Origin of the sequence: Bradyrhizobium sp. CCBAU 51753 (assembly GCF_015291565.1) — a bacterium.
Classification (GTDB): Bacteria; Pseudomonadota; Alphaproteobacteria; order Rhizobiales; family Xanthobacteraceae; genus Bradyrhizobium; species Bradyrhizobium ivorense.
Genome location: NZ_CP030037.1, coordinates 4479438 through 4498580, shown reverse-complemented (window position 1 = coordinate 4498580; position 19143 = coordinate 4479438). Strand labels below are relative to the sequence as shown.

At 64.0% G+C, this 19143-nt stretch carries 13 protein-coding genes and 2 pseudogenes; 10 read left to right on the top strand and 5 right to left on the bottom strand.

Annotation, left to right across the window (positions count from 1 at the left end):
• The first annotated feature begins 151 nt into the window (after nucleotides 1-151).
• The 5 genes and pseudogenes from tyrS to XH93_RS42370 form a co-directional block, all read left to right on the top strand.
• Complete coding sequence (gene tyrS / locus XH93_RS20240; RefSeq protein ID WP_194474902.1) at nucleotides 152-1405, top strand: tyrosine--tRNA ligase; 1254 nt, start codon at nucleotides 152-154, stop codon at nucleotides 1403-1405.
• Nucleotides 1406-1515: 110 nt separating this feature from the next.
• A complete protein-coding gene (locus tag XH93_RS20235) occupies nucleotides 1516-2763 on the top strand; it encodes an MFS transporter (RefSeq protein WP_194474901.1) in 1248 nt (415 codons plus the stop codon).
• Nucleotides 2764-3527: 764 nt separating this feature from the next.
• Nucleotides 3528-4346 (top strand): annotated as a pseudogene (locus XH93_RS20230) (adenylate/guanylate cyclase domain-containing protein); the annotation flags it as partial.
• A 136-nt stretch (nucleotides 4347-4482) separates the two neighbouring features.
• On the top strand, nucleotides 4483-5892 hold the full coding sequence (locus XH93_RS43100; protein WP_194474899.1) for an invasion associated locus B family protein: 1410 nt from the start codon (nucleotides 4483-4485) through the stop codon (nucleotides 5890-5892).
• 191 nt (nucleotides 5893-6083) lie between these two features.
• Nucleotides 6084-6293 (top strand): annotated as a pseudogene (locus tag XH93_RS42370) (MFS transporter); the annotation flags it as partial.
• 176 nt (nucleotides 6294-6469) lie between these two features.
• Here XH93_RS42370 and XH93_RS20220 read toward each other — a convergent pair.
• Nucleotides 6470-7294 (bottom strand): class I SAM-dependent methyltransferase, encoded by an 825-nt coding sequence (locus tag XH93_RS20220; RefSeq protein ID WP_194474898.1) that lies wholly within the window; start codon nucleotides 7292-7294, stop codon nucleotides 6470-6472.
• Between the two features lie 134 nt (nucleotides 7295-7428).
• Here XH93_RS20220 and XH93_RS20215 point away from each other — a divergent pair, with 134 nt between their 5' ends.
• Nucleotides 7429-8205, top strand: a complete 777-nt coding sequence (locus tag XH93_RS20215; protein WP_194474897.1) for a helix-turn-helix domain-containing protein — start codon at nucleotides 7429-7431, stop codon at nucleotides 8203-8205.
• 339 nt (nucleotides 8206-8544) lie between these two features.
• On the opposite strand, the gene XH93_RS20210 is transcribed toward XH93_RS20215, so the two are convergent.
• Nucleotides 8545-9315, bottom strand: a complete 771-nt coding sequence (locus XH93_RS20210; RefSeq protein WP_194474896.1) for an SDR family NAD(P)-dependent oxidoreductase — start codon at nucleotides 9313-9315, stop codon at nucleotides 8545-8547.
• A gap of 508 nt (nucleotides 9316-9823) precedes the next feature.
• A complete protein-coding gene (locus XH93_RS20205; protein ID WP_194474895.1) occupies nucleotides 9824-13519 on the bottom strand; it encodes a DUF3971 domain-containing protein in 3696 nt (1231 codons plus the stop codon).
• A gap of 228 nt (nucleotides 13520-13747) precedes the next feature.
• Between XH93_RS20205 and bcp the strand changes: the two genes are divergently transcribed.
• Both bcp and XH93_RS20195 read left to right on the top strand, forming a co-directional pair.
• On the top strand, nucleotides 13748-14458 hold the full coding sequence (gene bcp, locus XH93_RS20200) for a thioredoxin-dependent thiol peroxidase (protein ID WP_194474894.1): 711 nt from the start codon (nucleotides 13748-13750) through the stop codon (nucleotides 14456-14458).
• Nucleotides 14459-14557: 99 nt separating this feature from the next.
• A complete protein-coding gene (locus tag XH93_RS20195) occupies nucleotides 14558-15904 on the top strand; it encodes a M23 family metallopeptidase (RefSeq protein ID WP_194474893.1) in 1347 nt (448 codons plus the stop codon).
• Between the two features lie 68 nt (nucleotides 15905-15972).
• Here the strand turns inward: XH93_RS20195 and XH93_RS42845 are convergent, their stop codons facing one another.
• Nucleotides 15973-17031 (bottom strand): DUF5666 domain-containing protein, encoded by a 1059-nt coding sequence (locus XH93_RS42845; RefSeq protein ID WP_194474892.1) that lies wholly within the window; start codon nucleotides 17029-17031, stop codon nucleotides 15973-15975.
• 160 nt (nucleotides 17032-17191) lie between these two features.
• Nucleotides 17192-18067, bottom strand: a complete 876-nt coding sequence (locus XH93_RS20185; RefSeq protein WP_194474891.1) for a DUF6502 family protein — start codon at nucleotides 18065-18067, stop codon at nucleotides 17192-17194.
• A 165-nt stretch (nucleotides 18068-18232) separates the two neighbouring features.
• On the opposite strand from XH93_RS20185, the gene XH93_RS20180 reads away from it, so the two are divergent.
• Nucleotides 18233-18667, top strand: coding sequence for a hypothetical protein (locus XH93_RS20180; RefSeq protein WP_194474890.1), 435 nt, complete (start codon nucleotides 18233-18235; stop codon nucleotides 18665-18667).
• Nucleotides 18668-18981: 314 nt separating this feature from the next.
• Complete coding sequence (locus tag XH93_RS20175; protein ID WP_194475559.1) at nucleotides 18982-19137, top strand: hypothetical protein; 156 nt, start codon at nucleotides 18982-18984, stop codon at nucleotides 19135-19137.
• The last annotated feature ends 6 nt before the right edge of the window (nucleotides 19138-19143 follow it).

Sequence of the window (19143 nt, the reverse complement as noted above, 5' to 3'; positions counted from 1 at the left end):
TTAGGTCGCGCCCCAACCGGGAACCCCCGGCTTGTCTCAAATATCTACATCCTATAATGCCACAGCGCGTCCGGCTGCGGCGGCCTCTGGGTCAAGGTTCCGCAAATAGATGCAAAAACCGTAAAACAAGAATGATCCAGGTCGCAGACACATGACTGCATTTAAATCGGATTTCCTGAACACTTTACAGGAACGCGGCTTTATCCACCAGTGCTCCGATTTCGAGGGCCTCGACGCGCTTGCCGCGCAGGGCCAGGCGACCGCCTATGTCGGCTACGACTGCACCGCCCCGTCGCTGCATATCGGCAACTACCTCACCATGATGATGCTGTACTGGCTGCAGCAGAGCGGCAACAAGCCGATCACGCTGATGGGCGGCGGCACCACCATGGTCGGCGATCCCTCCGGCAAGGACGAGACGCGCGCGATGCGCACCGTCGCCGAGATCGAAGCCAACAAGGCCTCGATCCGCGGCGTGTTCGCCAAGGTGCTGCGCTATGGCGACGGCCATGCCGACGCCGTGATGCTCGACAACGCCGAGTGGCTGACGAAATTGAACTGGATCGAGATGCTGCGCGACATCGGCCGGCACTTTTCAGTCAACCGCATGCTGACGATGGACTCGGTGCGGCTGCGGCTCGAGCGCGAGCAGGAGATGAGCTTCATCGAGTTCAACTACATGGTCTGCCAGGCCTACGACTTCGTCGAGCTGTCGCGCCGCGTCGGCTGCCGGCTGCAGATGGGCGGCTCCGACCAGTGGGGCAACATCGTCAACGGCGTCGATCTCGGCCGCCGCATGGGCACGCCGCAACTGTTCGCGCTGACCACGCCGCTGCTGACCACCGCCTCCGGCGACAAGATGGGCAAGACCGCCAAGGGCGCGGTGTGGCTCAATGCCGACCAGTTCTCGCCCTACGACTTCTGGCAGTACTGGCGCAATGTCGAGGACGCCGACGTCGTCAAGTTCCTCAAACTCTTCACCATCCTGCCGATGAGCGAGATCGCAAAGCTTGCAGCGCTCGGCGGCAGCGAGATCAACGAGGCCAAGAAGGTGCTGGCGACCGAAGCGACCGCGCTGCTGCACGGCCGCGACGCGGCCGTCGAGGCCGCCGAAACCGCGCGCCGCACTTTTGAAGAAGGCGCGCTGGCGGAAACCTTGCCGACGGTGGAAATTCCGCGCGGCGAATTCGACGGCGGACTCGGCGTGCTCGCCGCTTTCGTCAAGGCCGAGCTCGTCGCCTCCAACGGTGAAGCGCGTCGGCAGATCAAGGGCGGCGGCTTGCGCGTCAACGATGCCGCCGTCACCGACGAAAAGATGCAGATAACGTCGGCCAATCTCACGCCTGAAGGCGTGGTGAAACTATCGCTCGGCAAGAAGCGGCACGTTCTGCTCAGGCCCGCATAAGGCGCATTCGCTTTTGTCGGTTGCGGGGGGCGCTGAAAGCGCGCTCCCTGCTAGCGCGATCAGCAAAAGTGGCCTTCCGGTTTTGCGTCCGATCGCGCGCGGAAAAGCGGATGGATCAGCACACGCATCGGGATGAAACGCGCACGACGTCGGCGAAATCGGCTGGCGTCGCGTTGAACGTGCTCGCGCTCTGCTTCGTTCTGATGGTGCTCGGGCGCGGCCTCAGCGACAGTTTTAGCGTCTTCCTGAAACCGATCTCGGAAAGTTTTGGCTGGGACCGCGCCGAGGTGGTGTCGGTCTATTCGCTGACCTGGCTCGCCGCCGGATTGACGGCGCCCGTAGTCGGTCGGCTGTTCGACCGCCTCGGACCGCGCGCGGTCTATGCGCTCGGATTGCTGCTGCTCGGCGGCGCCTTCCTGGTCGCAGCACACGCGCGGCAGCTCTGGCAGTTCCAGCTCAGTGTCGGACTGTGCGTCGGCTTCGGCGCGGCGCTGATCGGCATCGTGCCGCACTCGATCATGCTCGGCCGCTGGTTCGGGCCGCGGCTGCCGACCGCCATGGCGGTGCTGTACTCGGCGCCCGGCGCCGGCCTGCTGCTGCTGTTGCCGCTGTCGCAAATCCTGATCGATCGCATCGGCTGGCGCGGCGCCTATCAGCTTTATGGCGTCGTCATGCTTTGCCTGCTGCTGCCGCTGGTGTTGCTGCCGTGGCAGCGGTTCGCAGGCGGAGCGCCGCATGTGGTGAAGCCGGCCGAGACCTCGCTCGCCGCAGAGGGTTGGACGCTCGCAAGCGCGATGCGTCACCACGCCTTCTGGGCGCTGTTCTCGACCTTCTTCTTCACCTCGATCGCGATGTTCGGACTGACCGCGCAGATCGTCGCCTACCTGATCGACGTCGGCTTTCCGCCGTTGCAGGCGGCCACCGCCTGGGGCTTTTCCGGCGTCACGCTGTTCGTCGGCATGCTCGGCGTCTCGACGCTCGATGGCATCATCGGCCGCCGGCCCTCGATCCTGTTCAGCTACGGCGTCTCGATCCTCGGCATCATCCTGCTCTGGCTGTTGCGGTGGTATCCGAACTACTGGCTGCTCACCGGCTTCGTCGTGACCTTCGGCAGCATGATCGGCTCACGCGGTCCGCTGATCACCGCGACCGCGCTAAAGATTTTTCGCGGCGAGCGTGTCGGCACCATCTTCGGCGCGATCTCGATCGGCAGCGGCCTCGGCTCGGCGTTCGGCTCCTGGAGCGGCGGCCTGATCCATGACTGGACCCACAGCTACAACCCGCTGATCGCCTTCGCGCTGGTCAGCGTAGTGCTCGGCATGATCCCGTTTTTGGTGGTGCCGGCGCTTCGGCGGTGACGAAGGTTTGATGCAAGCAAAGGGACTTGTTCGAGGACGTTATGGATCGGGCCGAACTGATACGGCGGGCAGACGCGATTGCGGCCGCAGAGCCGTGGCCGGGCTTCATCACGCGAAGCCAAATGATGGCGCTATTACGAGAAGCAAATTGGATCAAGACGCCGCCGCTCGAGCCCCCCCGATCCAAGCGTTGGTGACGACGTGGTATCGGTCTTGGGCGAATTGCACGCGAAAGGTATCACTATTCTAAAAGACTAATGTCGCTTATTGGCCCGAGCCGGAACACATCCAGTCACGGCATGCAGGGATTGGCGTAGGAACAAGCGTACGCCAGCCTGATGAAGGCTCCGATCAAGATCATCGGAAGGCATGGGATAAAGAATCGGAACACGCCGACGCCCTCGTCGTACAAGCCGCAGTCAAGAAATGCGAGCCAGCCCAAAAGAGCTACCGGGCCCAATAGAAACGCCGCGTCGCTTGCGACCCGCCATGTAGGGTGCGACTGCGCGACCCAAAGCAAAATCGACGGTCCGAACAGTCCGACTGCACCGATGATGACCGAAATGATTAGGTAGTCTCTCACGGGCCGCAACCATGGCACTAGCAATCCGCACGCTATTGCAAGGTAAAGTAATTGCCCCGGGCAGCGCGATGGCACGTTCGTGCTATCGCGGGCGATGTCCACACATGGGCCTCAGCTGACGTTTTCTCAGAATGCCGTAATGCCCCTGTCAGGAGGGAAGCCGACCAAGATCGTGCGGGATGCGACTGAGGGCCAACGCCGGTTGATGACCGTGATGTTCTGCGACATGAAGGGATTCACCTCGATGAGCGAGGGTATGCCCCCTCAGGGGCTCGTCAAGGTCATGAACTGCTATCTGACCATGATGTCAGAGCCGGTTCGTGAACATCGAGGCGTGATCGACAAGTATAATGGCGATGCCATCATGGCATATTGGGGTGCCCCATTCATTGATGAGGGGGACCAGGCGCGGCCCGCATGCCTGGCCGCGGCCGACATGGTTGAGCGAGTGCCTACCTTGCGGCAGGAATTGCCGGAACTCTTGGGCGTTCGTGTCATCCCCGCCGAGTGCGACGTCCGAATAGGCATTGCGACCGGCGAAGTTCTGGCGGGAAGCATCGGCTCGGATCTGATGATGAGCTTCATCGTAATGGGGGACACCGTGAATCTTGCTTCGCGGCTCGAGGCCGTCAACAAGGTCTATGGATGCCGAATCCTGATCTCCCAAGCAACTGCCGCCGCCCTCGGAAACGCGCTTGAGCTGCGAGAGATCGATTATCTGGCGGTGGTCGGACAAAGCGTCTCACAGGCCGTCTTCGAAGTGATGGCAAAACGTGGAGAAATCACCGAGCAGCAGGAAATGCTGCGGTCCCACTATAGAGACGGGCTGGCAGCTTATAGAGATTGCCGCTGGGACAAAGCGGAATCGCACTTCAGGGAAGCCCTGAAGGTTTCTCTGGAAGACGGCCCATCGCTGCTCCTGTTGCAGCGGATCGACCAATTTCGATCTAGCCCGCCTCCCGCAGATTGGGACGGTTCTTGGCAGATGGAGCACAAGTAGCAGCGTCGGCTTTCGATCTGCGGACGATCCAGACGGGCTCTGAGAGAGAAGCCATCCTTGCGACGGAAGCTTGATCCAGATCAATAGATCGGCGTCCAGCCAGCAAAGGCTTCGCGTAAGCCATGGAGGTATGAAGATGGTAAAGCGCCTTCTGCTTGCACTTCTCCTGCTCGCATTTCCGCCGGGCGGGCGGCCATCGGCAGTGGCTGATCAAGCCGCTGCAGCTCCAGTAATTCAGGAAGAGATTTGGGCCCTACCCTTTCCATTGCCGGTCCTTGCCTATCTGGTCAGGCCCGTCGGTGACGGGCCTTTCCCTTTGGTGATTATGAACCACGGCATTTCTCTCGGTGCTCAAGAGCGGACGATGTTTCCGATGATCGAGTACCCGGAAGCCGCACGCTGGTTCGCGCGCCGAGGCTATGTAGTCATCTCGCCGATCAGGTACGGAGCCAGCAGCCTCGATGATAAGGACAAGGGACTTTACGGGGCGGTGTTTGCGCACGTCGGCAGCTGCGACAATCCAAATTTCCGTGGGCCCGGATTGGCGATCGCGACCCTAAATGAATGGGTCATTGACTATATGAGCAAGAAGAAGATGGTCCAGCCCGGTAAGGTCGTCGTCGTTGGCCAATCGGGGGGCGGATGGGGATCCATTGCTCTTGCCAGCCTTAATCCTGCGTCAGTCAAGGCGGTGATCACCTTTGCAGCTGGGCGCGGAGGCAGGGTCGATGGCAAGCCAAACAACAATTGCGCTCCCGACAAACTCGTCGCTGCTACAGGCGAATTTGGCCGCACGGCGCGAGTACCGATGTTATGGATATACGCCGAGAACGATAGCTATTTCGGCCCGGCACTTACGAAGCGCATGCATGATGCGTTCGTAGAGGCGGGAGGGAACGCAGAATATAAAATGCTGCCCCCGTTCGGAAGCGACGGCCATTTCATGATCGATTCTCCAGACGCTGTGCCGATATGGTCACCCCTTGTGGCGCAGTTTTTGGAGACCCATTCAGCAACCGGCAGCCCGCCACAGCAGCAAGTCAACAAGCGCGATGACCCAGAGCAGCAGCCCACATTGCAGCCGCCTAAACTGAGTCTGCCTCAGAATATTTATTACTCTAGCTGGCAAAAACTTTGTTTCGATTCATCCGACAAGACTGAAATATGCCGGACCACATCGACCGGCACGGACGATCTAGATCAGGTGATTGTACGGGTAGACCTCATCGAGCGCGCCGATGGTCGGGGTCGCCTACAGCTTTTCGTTCCGCAAGGAGCGAATTTGCAGCAGGGGGTCAATGTGAGGATAGATCAGGGCCGATCAACGCAAATCCCCTTCAATTGGTGCCTCACAAACATCTGCATCGCAGCAGACGCGGTCGACCCTGCGCTCATTGCTGAATTGGAAAACGGACAGAACCTCAAGCTGGAGCTAACCAGTTTCAACTCATCCTCGGTTTCGGTAAATTTGCCGATTAGGCCATTTGGTGAAGTGCGCAAGGCTGCGCCGTCGCAGACCTTTAACTTCGGCCTGAATGCCGAATGAGCGCTATGGCGTGCGTGAGGCTCAGAAAGCTTGCCCGCCAGCGCGCGCAACTTGATCGAACCGCTCTCTAACAAAATCAAGCAATGCTGGCGCTTGCAAGTCGATATGATAAGCTCGCGGCTAACTACTTGGCGTCCGTCAAACTCGCATCAATCTGAATTTGGCTACGAGCTGATAAGTCCGCGCCCTAGACCGCGCTGAAGATCTTTCGCGGCGAGCGCGTCGGCACCATCTTTGGCGCGATCTCGATCGGCAGCGGCCTCGGCTCGGCGTTCGGCTCCTGGAGCGGCGGCCTGATCCACGACTCGACCCACAGCTACAATCCGCTGATCGCCTTCGCCCTGGTCAGCGTCGTGCTCGGCATGATCCCGTTCCTGGTGGTGCCGGCGCTGCGGCGCTGAAGGAGAGCGTTTTCGGCTTCGCTACAGCCTGCGCTGCGCAAAGCAGCTGGGGCGCGCACCATAAATCGGGGATGACCGCTTTTGACAGGCAATGCGGGAGACGCCGCCCGGCCGCAGGGATGTCGCCTTGTGACCCCAAGCCGACATCCAAAATGGCGTTTCGTAAGTCCAGCAATCTAGCGGGTAGCTGTCAGCACGAAAGCCTCTTGCGGGAACGTAAGCTTGCCATCGGCCAGCATCGAAGGGGCCAAGCGCGAGGTGGCCTCCTCGGCAATGGCCAGGATCAGGCGCTCACGCTCCTCCGCTTCTCTCTCCTTCAAGAGCCCGGCCATCGGCGTTGCCGTGAGTTGAATGCGGACATAATCCAGCATCGAGGGAAAGGTGAACCGCTTGTTGACGGTAGCCACATCGACAACGTCGAAGCCGGCTTGTTTCGCCCAAGCTCCGACCTCGCGGGCATCGCACGACAGATGTTCGGAACGCTTTGTTCGTGAAGAGGCTGCGCCGAGATATCTGTCGAGCGCCTGAACCAACGCGTGCGCTGCCGGTGTTCTTTCAATAGCGCTAAAGACGCTCAAGCCGGCGCGGCCTCCCGGCTTGAGCACTCTCACCATTTCCTTGAGCGCCAGCGGCCGATCCGGGAAGAACTGGAGCCCGAGTTGGCAAAGCACAACGTCGAAGCTGTTTTCATCGAACGGTAGTTCCAGTGCGCTCCCTTGCAACCATTCGATGTCAGCCGATCTTGTCCGTGCTGTCGCAAGCATCGCCGTGTTGAGGTCGATGCCAACCAGGCGCCCAGCGTGCCCGCGCTGCGCAGCCAGCCGCCCCACGACGCCGGTACCGCAGGCGATATCGAGGACGCTCTCCCCGCGTCTTAGCGCGACGCGGTCAAGCAGATCGCCGGCCCAGTGGGACGTGATTGCAGGCACCAGGTAACGCTCGTAAAGCTCCGGTGCAGTCCCGTCCATTTGCCAATGTTCATCGGCGTTCGCGCGCGTCATGAATGGACCTCGGCGTGGGAAGACTTCGTATGCTGCCAAGTCTGCGCGAACCGGGGGACCTTGGATACTCTATAAAGTGTAGTAAGCTTCGCCTCGGGGTTTTGCAGACGCCGCCAGCAGCAGGGAGGAGGTCCGTGAGAACCTATGGGCAGTTTTGTCCAATTTCGAAAGCGGCCGAAGTGTTCTGCGAGCGCTGGACGCCGCTGATCCTGCGCGATCTGGGAAAGGGCGTTTCACGCTTTTCCGAGCTTCAGCGCGGTGTGGCGCGAGCGTCTCCAACCATGCTGTCACGTCGCCTCAGGGAACTCGAACTTGAGGGATTGGTCGAGCGGCATCGGTCGGACGCCGGACGCGGCTGGACATATCACCTGACCGCTCCGGGACGAGATCTGATGCCGTTAGTGCACGCGCTTGGCGTTTGGGGTCAGAGATGGTCGCGCCGCGAGCTGATGGATCATGAACTCGATGCTGGGCTCTTGCTTTGGGCAATGGAAAGAGGCTCGTGCCCTGATGCATTCGGGACTGACCGGTCGGTTGTGCAGTTGACGTTCCGGGAGCGACCATCTCGCTGGCGGCACTATTGGTTTGTGGGCGAGAATGGCGCGACACAATTGTGCATCAAAGATCCAGGTTTGGAGATCGACCTCCATCTGACCACGACGCTGCGGGACATGATCTACATCTGGCGGGGTGATCTTCCGCTGGCAACCGCGCTCAGGGAAGAGCGGCTCGAAGCGATTGGTAAGCCAGCCGCTCGATCTGCGCTGCCACGGTGGTTGGCCAGATCGAAACTCGCTACCGTGAAATCAGAAAGGCCGCCCCGAGGCGTTGCAAGTGCTGACGGCCGGCGCAAATCGAAGCCGCGCGGTAGGAGGCAGAGCGTGGCCAATGAACCGGTGTCTGCCAGATAGTGTTCGGGCGCGGCAAGTCGGCTGCGACGGTTTACGCTTTGAGCGGCTGCCAGCACAGGGTCCGCTCACAAAGGCAAGCGAACCGGATGTAGGGCGGCCTACCACCCGCTGATCGCCTTCGCGCTGGTCAGCGTGGTGCTCGGCATGATCCCCTTCTTGGCGGTGCCGGCGCTGCGGCGGTGAATTTAAGCGTCTCCCAGCGAAGGCGGGTCTTCCGCCGAAGTCCGCTGGTCCCCAGTGAGCAGACGTTCGTAGCCCGCGCGGTGAGGTCCGAATGGGACCAGAAGGAGACACGGCCCAGCCGAGCAGCGCCGGCGTAGGAATTCAGCTCGCCGGCCGTCAGCGTTCGTCCGACGGATCGAACAGCACACCGGCAGCCGCAAACCCGCCATCGACATTGAGCACGTGGCCGGTGATGTGAGCGGCATCGGGAGATGCGAGGAATGCAGCTGCGGCCGCGATGTCGGCCGGCTGCGCGTACTGCTTTAGGGCCATGCGCGAGAGGAAGGCCTCCCGCTGGCGAGGACCATGAGCCAAACGCGCTACCTGCGTCGGGCCGGGCGCGATGGCGTTGACGGTTATGCCATACGTCCCCAGTTCCATCGCCATAGCCTGAGTGAGACTAATTATCCCTGCTTTCGACGCACCATAGGCGACACGCCCGGTGCCGCCGAACTGACCAGACACCGACGCAATGTTGATGATGCTTCCGCGGCCCGCTTCCGCCATCGCACGGGCCGAGGCTTGGCCGCAGATGAACGCCCCGGTCAAGTTGACGTTGAGCACGGTGCGCCAAGCATGGAGGTCGTACTCAAGAAATGGCGCACGGTTCACGATACCGGCGTTGTTCACGTGAATGTCGAGGCGGCCGAAGCGCGCAAGAGTAGCTGCCACCGCTGCATCCGCCGACGATTTGTCGGTAACGTCCAGACGCTGGAAAACGGCTTTCTCGCTCCCAATCGCCTCGGCGACTTCACGCCCATCCTTCTCGTTGATGTCAGCGACAACGACGGTAGCACCGTCATCGGCTAGCCGTTCGACTATCGCGCGTCCGATCCCCGCTGCGCCCCCCGTAACTATTGCGACCTGATCCTCAAACCGTGCAAGCATACCCAACCCTCCTCCCACAATGCCACGGAGAGCATAAAAGGGCGCTGACAGTCGCGCTACCAAGACCGCCACCGTCGCCGCCAGGACGTGATCCACGGCCTTAAGGAGGCAAGCCTGCTATTTTTGCGGGCCAAGCAGGTGACGTAGCTGAGGACCGCTTCGGGTCACAAGCCGATCTCCCTGACGTCAGGTTCGCGTGTCCGCTTGCCCCCCAAAAGCGGTCGGCCACGCCCCAATGCTCGCCCTGCCTGGGCTTTCGACGCTTGAGTTTTAGGTATAAAAATACCTCGACGGCTACTTTGCATGGGGTTGTTTTTCGACATTTTAGCAAAGGTCGGGACAAGCCCGGTCACGACGACGTGGTCATATCAGTCGCAGCAGCGCAAATGCCGGATGCGGTATCCTGCACGCCGCAAGGAGATGAGGGGCTGCGACGAATCCGCGCCGGTCACGTGAGCCTCGTCGAGCGTCTCTGATCGGGCCGGCATGCGATGGATCAATCGCCGCGCTAGTTGTTGGTCTGCGGCAGCTCGTTCGGACTGTACTGCTTGAACTCGAAGATCTTGCGCGTCAGGCCGGGCGCCAGCGCCGAGATCGGGTTGACGCGCAGCACCGGCGCGCTCGGTGTGCCCACCACCTCATAGGTGACGCCGATCAGGCCCTCGTTGCTGCCGGCGCCGAGGAAGATGCCGAAGAACGGGATCTGGCCGAACATGTTGTTCAGCCCGTACATCGGAATGAAGGTGCCGTTCATCCGCACCTGGTTGCCGACATAGTCGATGCTGCCTTCGATGGTGGCGCCGATGCTCGGTCCCTTGACGACGCCGTTGCTGATCGAGAGCTTGCCGCTCTGGCGCGTGAACTCGGCGCGTAGCGCGTCGAAGGCGATGCCGTTCTGGGTGTTGACCGGGCCGCCTGCGACGGCGCGGTCGAGCTGGGTCTCGCCCTTCACCGAGAAGTCGCGCAGATTGATCAGGCCTTCCTTGGACCCCTGATCGGGCGTCGGCGGCTCCATCGCCAATGTCAGCTGACCGCCGGCCACCTTCGAATAGGTATCGATGAAGCGGAGGAAGGCGCCGGCGTCGGCGGTTTGCAGATAGATCACCTCGCGGGCCTGCAGACGGCGGATGTCGGCCGTAACAGGGGTATCGCGTCCGACCTTGCCGTTCAGCGTGAACGCCTTGAAGAAGCCGTTGCGGCGCGAGATCTTGGCATCGACGCCGCGCACCGCCTCGCCGTTGAATCCCATCACCGCGCCGAGCTTGAGATCGACGTCGAAATCGATGCCCTTGCTCTTGTTCTTGGTGTCGGAATCGCGGCCCGAGATCGCCGACTTCAGGAAGCCGCGGCCGTCGAACACGTCGCCGCGCATCGTCACCTTCATCACGCCGTCGGGGCCGCGATCGGCCCGCAGCGAGGTCTTGTCGCCGTCCGATGGCGCATAGGTCGGGAAGTTCGCATTGACGAGGTCGCCGTTCTGGTCGACCTCGAGCGAGCCCTTGATCGAGACGCCGCCGCCGTCGACCACGATATCCTCGAACCGGGTCGACTTGTCCTTCGGCACCACGTTGAAGGTCGCCTTGCTCGACCGGCCCGATGCCTTGACCCAGCCCGGCAGGATGTTGTCGAGCTTCAAGCGCGTGAGATCGGCCTCGATGCCCATCTTGGTGTTGTTGTCACCGCTGCCGATCTTGCCGGACAGCTTGATCGGGATGTCGCCGGTGACTGCCGGGCCGAGATCCATGCCGAACCGCGCGCGGGCAGCGTCATCCAGCGTCGCCTGCAGCTTGACGTCGGCGTCGCCATCGGCCGGCTTGCGGTAGTCGAGCGACGCCGCCTGACCGTTGATCTTGACGTCGCCCTTGACCTGGAAGCCGGCATTGCTGGCGATCACCTTGAGCGTATTGGCCTCGAGCTTCTGGTTCATCACCAGTTTGTCGACGGCGACGCCGGCGACATCGGCGGTGACCGAATAGGTCGTGTCGGCCTTGGTCAGTTCGCCCTTCACCGGCATGCCGAGATTGATGATGGCGGTAACGTTGCCCTTGCTGGAATTGGGATCGATTGGCGGGCCGGAGAGATCGCTGAGCCGTTCGGAGGCAAGCATCTCGGCGGCCGCCGGCACCGAAGCATCGACCCGGAACTTGACCTTCGACGGCGACGGCTTGGGCGCCATGTCGGGAATCTCGAAGGTGAAGTCCGAAAAATTGATCTTGCGGCCTGCCGGCGTGTCGGCGACGCCCTGCGCGATGGTGACGGTCGCGGTGCGGCCGGTCACCCTCGCCTTCAGGTCGGCGTCATGCACCGCGGGCATCTTGTCGACCGGGCGCACCGTGACGCCGGATGCGACGATGTTGACGGAGAGGCCGTCGTCCGGGATCGGCGGTCCCTTGCGCGACAGATTATGCACCGGCGAGTTGACGCCGACATCGATGCGCTGGAGCGTGCCGCGGTCGATCCGCTCCAGCACCCATTCGCGCACCTCGGGCACGATGATGGTCGGCCACATCCGCTTCAGCGCCGACGCCGACATCGGCGTGCCGGCGAAACCGAGTTGCAGCCGCGGCTCGCCGGAATAGTCGACGCTGCCGGTGCCGGCGACGCCGATCTCGCCGTTGGAGATGTCGGCCTGGGTCAACAGCACGCGCTTCTTGTCGGTGTCGAAGCGGAAGCCGATGTTGATGCGGTTGAAGATCAGCGGCGGTTCGGTCTTGTCGCTGCCGGCCAAGACAATGGTGCCGCCCGACAGGCCCGCCTGCCAGTCGGTGACGTTGTCGTTCGGCGGCTCGAGGTGGCCGAGCAGCGTGATCCGGTTGGCGCCCGAGAGGATCTTGATCGGCGCCAGCAGCACGCGCCGCCCGGAATCCCATTCGAGGCTCATCTCGGCGGAATCGATCGCCATCGGATAGTCGGGCGTGTCGGTGTCGATGACGTTGCCGGCGCCGGCGGCGATCTTGCCGCGGAAATAGGTCGGCAGGCCGTCGCGGCCGATCTCGCCCTTCAGTTCGCCCGACAGCGGCAGGTCGGCGGTATAGGTGAGATCCTTGGTCCGCAGCGCGAGCAGGATGTCGCTGGTGGAGACCTTGTCGGCCTTGATGTCGACCGAGCGCACGCCGTCGACCTGCGGCCCGATCACGACCCGCACCGACCAGGGCTTTGCGCCCTCCTCGCCGAAGCTCAGCGCCACGCCGCCATTGTGCGGGCGGCGCAGGCTGAGGCTGATATTCTCAAAGCTCCATTTGTTGCCGCGCTGCTGGTCGTCGACGACGAGATTGCCGTTCTTCAGGCCGATCTCGTTGAGGTTCTGGCCGTCGAGGCCGGTCAGGCTGAGGCTGTCGAGCCAGTCGAGCCCGGCAAGCAGACCGCTTTGCGTCGTATCGGGTGCGGGCGCCGGTGTCGCCGGCTCCGGGACGGCCGGCTGCTGCTGCGCGCTGGGCCCGAGCCCCGGGCGCGGGAATGTCGGCGGCAGGCCGGCCTCTTTCTTGGAGGCGACGCCGGTGGCGAGCGGTTTGGCGGTTTCGCCGGCGGACACCGTCACATAGCCGTCGGGCGTGATCCGCACCGACAGTTCCGCGTCGACCAGGTTGAGGCTTTCCGCGCGCAGCTGTCCCATCAGCAGCGCCGTTCCCGACAGCCGCACCTCGGCCTTCGGCGCGCTTGCGACGATCGCATGGTCGCGATCGCGGACGATGATGTCGCGGATACGCACAGCGACCCTGATCCGGCCGGCGCGCTCGATCTGGGTGCCGCCGACCTCGACGGTATTGCCGTGGCCGATATTCTCCTCGATCGCGGCGGCAAGCCACGGCGTTGCGATGTCGAGATTGATCGGGCCGGCGCCGAGCCGCCACCACAGGGCGGCGAAGCAGGTCGTGAAGATGACGACCAGCACCACGAGCACGAGCCCGATCCGGCGCAGCCAGCGCTCGCGGTTCATCCAGCGCTGCATGCCGGCGCAGTAATCCGTGAAGCGGTGCAGGCTGGTGTTGGAACGCGACAGCAATTGGCGCGCACGGTCTCCCGCCGCCTCATCCTGCTCGTCCCACGCGACGTGATCATCCCATTGCGAGAGATCAGCCTCGGCGCGCGGATTTGGCCCCTGCGGCGACGTATTCCTAGCCATTTCCTCTCGGTGCTGGCGTTGAAGCTGATCGCCGCCACCGGCGCGCCCGTCGAACCGTATCGAGCGCTCCAGTGCCGGCATCGCTGCCAATCCTCGACTAATACCGCTACTCGGTGATGGCCCCAAGAAAGGACGAAAGCACCCAAACAAAAGCCGGTTCAACAAACGGACGGGTAACGCGTCGAATTCCTTGTCACCATACTCCCTGGCCATCAAACTTGCCCAGCGGCCGGTGCGAATCCGGCCGCCGCGAATGAGACCCGCAATACCCCAATGGTTGAGCTTCGGAAAGCGACGAAAGGAAGGCGTATGTCCAAGAAAACGCGCAAGAAATCCTCCAACACAACCGGAAAGCGGGCGGCAACGAAGATTGCGCGCGGTGCAGGCACCAGCACGAGGAAGTCCGCGGCGAAATCCCGCACAGCGGTTGCGAAGGCCAAGAAGGCCAAGCAGCCGGTCAAGACGAGGAGCGCCGCGGCCGTTCGAAGCAAAGCCTCGCACACGGCCACCTCGAAACCGTTAAGCGCGAAGCCGGCCGCCGCGAAGTCTGCCGGGGCCATCCTCGCCGAAGGGGCCATGGCCCCCGCCTTCACCCTGCCCCGCGACGGCGGCGAGAGCGTCTCGCTGTCGGATTTCGCCGGCAAGAAGCTGGTGCTGTTCTTCTACCCCCGCGCCGACACCCCCGGCTGCACCAAGGAGGCGATCGATTTCACCCGGTTGAAAAACGCGTTCGCCGCTGCAGGTACCGAGGTGCTGGGCATTTCCGCCGATACGGTTAAGGCGCAGGAGTCATTCCGCAACAAGCACCAGCTGTCGGTTCCTCTGATCTCGGATGAGCAGCATCAGATGCTGGAGACGTATGGCGTCTGGGGCGAAAAGTCTTTGTATGGCAGGACCTTCATGGGGATTATTCGCACCACGGTTCTGGTCGATTCAGACGGCAAGGTGGCGCGCGTCTGGCGCCATGTGAAGGTCGACGGCCATGCCGAGGCGGTGCTGGAGGCGGCCCGGTCGCTCTGATTGAAGCGGTTCCGTTTCCTGAAAATTAACCATGCCGGGCTCAAATCGTCCCCGCAAACAAGCCGTACGGAGTGTTTCCGACCGGCCGCGGGAGTACCGATGTCGAGCCGGTCCGGTCATCACCACCACAAGCCCCACCATCATCCGCATGACCATGGCCGGACGCCGGCGCGCCGCCCAGCCGCCGCCGCTGCGATGCCCGCCTCCGGTGCGGGCTACACCATCGTTCATGCCGGCAAGCAGGTCCGCTTCGGGCCGGTGGTATTCTGGATCGCGGTCGGCACGGTCGTCCTGCTCGGCATGTGGTCGGCCGCGACCGCCACCTATTTCGCCTTCCGTGACGACGTCCTGACCCGGCTGATCGCCCGGCAGGCCGAGATGCAATATGCCTATGAGGACCGCATCTCCGACCTGCGCGCCAAGGTCGATCGCACCACCAGCCGCCAGCTCCTCGACCAGGAGCAGTTCGACCAGAAGCTCGACCAGATCATGAAGCGCCAGTCGGCGCTGGAATCGCGCGCCACGGCGCTCGGCTCGCTGCCCGACGTCAACGTCACCGGATCGGTCAAGCCGCAGGGCCGCGCCGAGGCCGCCCCCGCCTCCGGCACCGCAAAACCGTCGCCGATCAGCGACACCGTGATCTTCGTCGCACCGCCGGACCGCGAAGCGCGGCTGGAATCGCGCACCCCGGCGGCCGCCAAGGCGGTGCCGAGCCAGTTCGCCAAGGTTCAAGGCGTCGACAGCGCGCTGGTCCGCCTGCAGACCTCGCTTGACCAGGTCGAGCGGCGCCAGATGGCGGCGCTCGCCTCCGCCGAGGACAGCGTCGAATCCCGGCTGCGCCGGATGCGCGGCGTGATCTCCGACCTCGGCCTCAACATGGCGCAGCTCGAAGCGGCAACGCCGCGCTCGGGCATGGGCGGCCCGTTCGTCCCGGTCAAACTCTCGGCCGACGCCGGCGCGTTCGAGCGCCAGCTCTACCGCATCAACATCAATCGCGCGCAGATGCAGCGGCTGAACCAGACGCTTGCGCTGGTGCCCTATCGCAAGCCTGTCATCGGCGAGGTCGAGTTCACCAGCGGCTTCGGCGTCCGTACCGATCCGTTCCTCGGCCGGCCCGCGATGCACACCGGCCTCGACTTCCGCGCTGCGCAGGGCGATCCGGTGCGCGTCACCGCCAACGGCAAGGTGGTGTCGGCCGGCTGGGCCGGCGGCTATGGCCGCATGGTCGAGGTCGACCATGGCAACGGGCTGTCGACCCGCTACGGCCATCTCTCCGAGATCGGCGTCAAGGTCGGGGAATACGTGAGGATCGGCCAGGTGATCGGCGCGGTCGGCTCGACCGGCCGCTCCACCGGCCCGCATCTGCATTACGAAACCCGCATCGATGGCGAAGCGGTCGATCCGCAGAAATTTTTGCGCGCCGGCGTGCGGCTCAGCGCGGGCTAGCTCTCCACTGTAGCGATCTGAAGATCGGCGCAAGCGAACCGCTTGCGCCGATTTTGTTTGGCGCATGATCAGCGGCGGCCGCCGCCCATGCCGCCACCGGGACCGCCGCCGCCGAATCCACCGCCGGGCCCACCGGGTCCGAACGGACCTCCGCCGCCGCCACCAGGGCCGAACGGTCCGCCGCCACCACCGGGCGAACCGAAGCCACCGGGACCCGATGGACCGCTGTTGCCGGGATCAAGCGTCGGCGCGCCACCATGGCTCATTGGCGGATTGGATGGCGCACCACCGGGACCACCAGGCGCTGAGCCGCCGCGGGGGCCGGACGCCCCGCCAGGCCCCATGCCGCCGGGCCGCTGCCCCGGCGCGCCGGGACTGCGCACCGACGAGCCGGGGAATTTGCCGACCGACTGCACCGATTCGACCCGCAGGCTCCGCGCCCCCTCGAGCGCGGCGTTGACCACCACCCTCGTGTCGGCAGCGGGCGCAAAGCGTGAATTATCGCGCGCGACGAAGCCGGAGCCGAGCTGCAGGTTGCTGCCAACCCGCCGCACATAGGCCTCGATCAGCAGCCGGTTAGCGCCGGCAAGGTCGGAGAAGTCGTCAGCGCGGCCCTTCGCGACCTGCATCACGCCCTGCGCGACGCGGCCCTCGGCCTGCACCCGCTGCCCGGCCAGCGCCGCATCGACACCGGTGAGCCGGAGATCGCCGATCCGCAGCGCGCCAGTTCGGTCGCGCTCGAGCGGCCCGGTGACGCGCATCGCGGTGTCGTGGCGCTGCTGCACCAGGCTCGCGACGATGACGCCGTCGGTGCGGCGCAGTCCGAACACCGCGACCTGCGTGCCCGGCTTCAGCCAGCTCTCGCGGCCGGTCCAGGCGACCTTCTGGCCGAGCACCGTCAGCTCGCCGGATTTCGCCTGCTCGATCGGCCCGGTGACCTCGCTCGCCACGTCGATCCGTCCGGTCGACAGCGTGCCGTCGGCGCCGCGCCGTGCCACGACGCGCGCGACCTGGCCGATGTGCAGCGCTTTCGCCGTCGACGGCTCACCATCGATCCTGACCGGCACATCCGCCGCATAGGCGATGCGCTCGCCATTGACGTAGATCGAGCCGAAGCGCTGAATCACGCCGACAATGCCGGTGCCGCCGATGCCCTGATCGGATCCTGTGATCCCGGTGCCGCCGATGCCCTGATCGTTACCGCGCTTTTGACTTGCGCGCCGGCCAGCGAGGTTCCGGCAAGCCAGAACGCAGCGAGCAGCGCGCGGCGCGAAATAATGGGACCACTCACGACGCACCGCTGTCGTCGTCGGAATCATCAGCGGGGCCGTCGGGTCCCTCGCGATAGATGTAGATACCGAAATTCCAGCGATGATCGCCGCCCTTGTCCTTGGCCAGCGCGCGGTTGGCCTCGCGGTTGGCGACCTTGAGCGCGTCCATCGCGAGCTCGCGCGAACGGCCCTCGAGCCGCTTGGCCAGCTTCGCCGACAGCCCGTCATAATGCACGGCGCGCTCGAGGAAGCGCGGGGACGCCGATGACACGTTGACCTCGGCGGCCGCGACATGGTCATGCAGATTGCGGCCGAGATAGTGCCATTTGCGATCGTCGTCGCCGTGCGGCACGAAGGCCTCCTCGACCAGCACGATCTCGTCGTCGTCATTGATGGTGACGAGCTTGCGGTCGAGCCATTCGTCGAGCACCGCGCGCGGCCGCACGTCCTTGGTGATCGATTCCACCAGCGCCTCGAACGACGGCGCCGTGCCCTCGGCGGTGCGCGGCAGCGGCAGCGGATCGCCCTTGGCGTCGGTGAACTCAGGCGCGGCGAGCCAGCGCGCGATGATCGCGCTGGTGCGCGACAATGTCGCCGGCACCGCGTTGACCGGCGCGCCGGCGCCGCGCAGCCGCGCCACCTCCTTGCGATGGATGCCGGTCAACAGGCTGACGCGGCTGTCGGTCTGCTCCTTGCCTTCGAGCGCGAAATCGTGCTCGGCGACGTTGACATAGAGCTCGCGCAACAGCTGGGTCAGCGCCGGAAACGTCATGCCGCCGCGGATGCAAAGCCGGACCAGCGGCCGCAGCAGCCGCGCCAGCGGCGTGTGCAGCTTCGCCGCGGCGATCGACGGAGGCGATCCCGCTTTCGGTTTCGGGGCTTTGGCAACCATTGCGCCGTTCTACTACGGGCGCGGCGTGGGATACAATCCCACTCCCTCTTGACGTGTGATTTTTTCCCACTTATGGGAAACACTGTCACCGCCGGAAACACAGCGCCATCAAGCGATGCTGCTTGCCGGTTCCCGGCGGCGGTGGGCACCGGCACGGAAAGTCACATGACCTCCATCCGATTCGACGTTGCGATCGCAGAAGCCTGCAGCCGCGCCCAGGTTCCCTACGAGGATTTCGTGTCGACGGTGATGGCGGGCGGCTACCCCTGCCTGCCCGGCGTGGTCCCCGGTTCGCCCCGCCGCTTCGACGACACCGACCTGGTGGCGCTGTACATCTACGGGCGGCTGCTCGCCTTCGGTTTCGGCGCGCTGCGCTCCGGCGAATATGCCTGCCGCGCCCATGCCGGGCTCCGCACGGAGCCGCAGGCGAAATCGATCTCGATCGCGCTGACGCCGGACGGCGGCAAGCGCGTCGTGATCGAGCGGGACCTGCAGCGGCCGGCGGCGGCAATGCTGCCCGAGCGAATTCACTTCGACATCGCCGCGATCAGGCAATTGCTGCTGCAGCCCGCCGAGCGCACGCCCGCCGAGCCGGCCTGACACCATCAGAAACCCCTCTCGTCGTCATGCCCGGGCTTGTCCCGGGCATCCACGTCTTTGACTGTGACGTGAAGGCAGACGTCGATGGCCGGGACAAGCCTGGCCATGACGACGTGGGGTTACGCCAATCCACCCCGCCGCATGCGCGGAGCGATGGATTGCTTCGTCGCTATCGCTCCTCGCGATGACGATCGAGATCACAAAATTCTTCAGCCCCGCCACACGTGGGACATAATCCCACTTTTTAGTCCGGCCCCGTTGACGTGTGAAATTTTCCCACGTATCCAGAATTCACAAGCAGGGAATCCGACGCAATGTCTCCTCGTTCGGCCCGCGGCCGGCTCGCCGCACCCACGTTCCGTTTCACGCCGCAAGGCCCGATCGAGCCGGTGCTGCCGGTGGTGCTGCGCTCGCTGCTGTTCCTGGCGACGCTGGCGCTGCCGTTCGTCGTTGCCCTGTTCGCCGCCTGACGCGGA